Raw genomic sequence first — 2,885 nt, 5'->3', positions numbered from 1 at the left:
GGCGCGCAGACTTCCAGCGTCTGGGCATCGATGGCGAAGACGCCGTTGCCGCCGCGCTCGAACTCCAGCCACATGAAGGGCACTTCCGGGAAGGCTTCCATCAGGTGGCGCTCGGAGTTGCCGACCTCGACGATCAAGACGCCGTCGTCGGTCAGGTAGTCACGCGCCTCGCGCAGAATTCGACGCACGATATCCAGGCCATCGTCACCGGCGCCCAGCGCCAGCGCCGGCTCATGGCCGAATTCCTGCGGCATGTTGGAGAGATCGAAGGTATCCACGTAGGGCGGATTGGAGACGATCAGGTCATAGCGCTTGCCCGCCACACCCGCGAACAGGTCCGACTGCACGGCGATGACACGCCCTGCCACGTCGTGACGTTCGATGTTGCGACGCGCGACTTCCAGCGCCTCGCTGCTGATATCGACCAGGTCGACCTCGGCGGTCGGCATCACCAGCGCGGTGGCGATACCGATGCAGCCGGAACCGGTGCACATGTCCAGCACGCGAGTCGGCGGCAGTTCCGGGAACCAGGCCGAGAAGCCGCTCTCGATCAGCTCGGCGATCGGCGAGCGCGGAATCAGCACACGCTCATCGACATCGAAGGGCACGCCGGTGAAGAAGGCCTCGCCGAGCAGATACGGCAGCGGCTTGCGGGTGGTGATGCGCTCACGCACCAGCGCCACGATGCGCGCTCGCTCCATGGTCAGAAGGCGCGCGTCGATCACGGCGGGGTCCGTGTCCCACGGCAGATGCAGCGCACCCAGCACCAGCGCCACCGCTTCGTCCCAGGCAGAATCGGTGCCATGGGCGAAGTGCAGGCGATGCGCGTGGAACTCACTGGTCGCCCAGCGGATCAGGTCGCGCAGGGTCACCAGCTCCTCGACGAGACGGGAGTCCGGCTCACTGAGGCTGGAAGGATGGCGCAGGTCGGACGCGGAAGATGTGGACACGGTGATTCCTGTAAGCGGACAGATGGACAACGAGCGCCGCCAGTAGTGAGGGGCCGGTGGCGTCTCGCGCAGGCATTGTAGCGTTCACGAGGCGTGGCGGCGACCCTTGGCATGCCTTGATGGCGCGCCTGCCGCTTTTGTCTTCGCAAGCGACAACCGTTTGTCTTCGACAGTGGCAACCGCCTGTCTTCGACAGCGACAACAGCCGCGCTATACTGCGCGACTTGCCATTTTATTGCCCGCGGAGCCCGGCCATGCCACCCAACCACGACGACAGCTCGGATACCGGCGACGACTTCAACGCCTTCCGTGCCGCCCTCAAGCAGGCCGGCGTACGCAAGATCACCACCAACCGCGCCGACCCCGGCCGCAAGCCCGTCGACAAGGAAGAGCAGGCGCGTCTGGCGGCACGGCGCGCTGCCGCCAGCGAAGCCTCGACCGACACGCTCGGCACGCCATCGCGCACCACCGATGGTCAGGTCGAGCCGGTCACGCCCAGCCAGCTGCTCGACTTCGCGGTGCCCGATCTCCCCTACCGCCAGCGTCAGCGCCTCAAGCGCGGCGAGATCGCCTGGGAGGCGGGCCTCGACCTGCACGGCTATACGCTGGAGCAGGCCCGCATCGAGCTCGAGTCCTTCATCGACGATGCCATCGCCCGTCGCTCACGCTGCGTGCTGGTGGTGCATGGCAAGGCATGGACCGGCATGGCCGATCACCCCATCATCAAGAGCCACGTCAATGCCTGGCTGCGCCAATGGCCTGACGTGCTGGCCTTCACCTCGTCACTGGAGCTGGATGGCGGCAGCGGCGCGGTCTATGTCCTGCTGCGCAGCAAGGGCCGTGACCCGCTGCTCGACTGAGCGAATCCCGCGCTCGCCACACCGCCGAGACATTGACGATCAGAGCATCTGAATAGCTGAGCACTTGAATAGCGAGCACCTGAATAGCCGAGTACTTGAATAACTGAGTGCTTGAATAGCCGAGCACTCGAGTAACAGAGGCAAGTCTCACGCCGAGCCTGCCGCCATAACGACAAGGGAACACCCTGATGACACCCAACGCTGAACAGCCAATGCGCACCTCTTCACGCCGCACCCTTTCCGCTGCCATTCTCGGCGGTGCAACCGCCGCTGGCCTGTCGCTGGCCTTCGCCATGCCGGCCGTCGCCAGCGATGCACTGTCCGACAGCACCCTTTCACGCGTGCAACAAGGCCAGGTGCTGAAGGTCTGCACCACCGGTGACTACGCGCCCTTCAGCCACCGTGAAGACAATGGCGACTTCGAAGGCATCGACATCGACATGGCCGCCTCACTGGCCAAGAGCCTGGGCGCCACGGTACAGACCGTGCCGACCAGCTGGCCGACGCTGATGGAAGACTTCACCTCCGGCAAGTGCGATATCGCCATGTCCGGTATCTCGGTCAAGCTTGACCGCCAGGCTCAGGCCTACTTCAGCCAGCCGTACCAGACCGGCGGCAAGACGCCCATCGTGCGCTGCGAGGACGTCGACAAGTACCAGACCGTCGCGCAGATCAATCAGCCCAGCGTGCGCATCACCGTCAACCCGGGCGGCACCAACGAGCGCTTCGCCAATGAATTCCTGAGCGATGCCACGCGCGTCGCGCACAATGACAACCGCACCATCTTCAACAACATCATCGAAGACCGTGCCGATGTGATGGTCACCGACGCCATCGAGACCCAGCTGCAGGCCAGCCGCCATTCGGAGCTGTGCAGTGTGCATCCTGATGCGCCGTTCACCTTCTCCCAGAAGGGCTATCTGCTGCCGCTGGGTGACAACATCTGGAAGGCCTACGTCGATCAGTGGCTGACCCAGATGCAGGGCACCGGTGAGCAGGCCGCCATCTTCGACAAGTGGATCAACGGCTGAGGCGACGCTTCGCTCAGGCTCCGGTCACACGCTCTGCAATGAAG

Annotated in this window: 3 protein-coding genes; 2 read left to right on the top strand and 1 reads right to left on the bottom strand. The window is 64.5% G+C overall.

Annotation, left to right across the window (positions count from 1 at the left end):
• A partial coding sequence (gene prmB, locus AC4FAH_RS10540; protein WP_490246001.1) for a 50S ribosomal protein L3 N(5)-glutamine methyltransferase occupies positions 1 to 950 on the bottom strand: 950 nt, incomplete at its 3' end.
• A 254-nt stretch (positions 951 to 1,204) separates the two neighbouring features.
• Between prmB and AC4FAH_RS10535 the strand changes: the two genes are divergently transcribed.
• Together AC4FAH_RS10535 and AC4FAH_RS10530 are read left to right on the top strand one after the other, a co-directional pair.
• On the top strand, positions 1,205 to 1,810 hold the full coding sequence (locus tag AC4FAH_RS10535; protein WP_131431499.1) for a Smr/MutS family protein: 606 nt from the start codon (positions 1,205 to 1,207) through the stop codon (positions 1,808 to 1,810).
• 188 nt (positions 1,811 to 1,998) lie between these two features.
• Positions 1,999 to 2,841 carry a transporter substrate-binding domain-containing protein gene (locus AC4FAH_RS10530; protein ID WP_197738707.1) on the top strand — a complete coding sequence of 281 codons (843 nt, stop codon included), beginning with the start codon at positions 1,999 to 2,001 and terminating at the stop codon, positions 2,839 to 2,841.
• The last annotated feature ends 44 nt before the right edge of the window (positions 2,842 to 2,885 follow it).

It is taken from the genome of Cobetia sp. (assembly GCF_983723665.1).
Note: the sequence above shows the minus strand (reverse complement) of the source record. Positions and strands in the feature narration are given on the sequence as shown.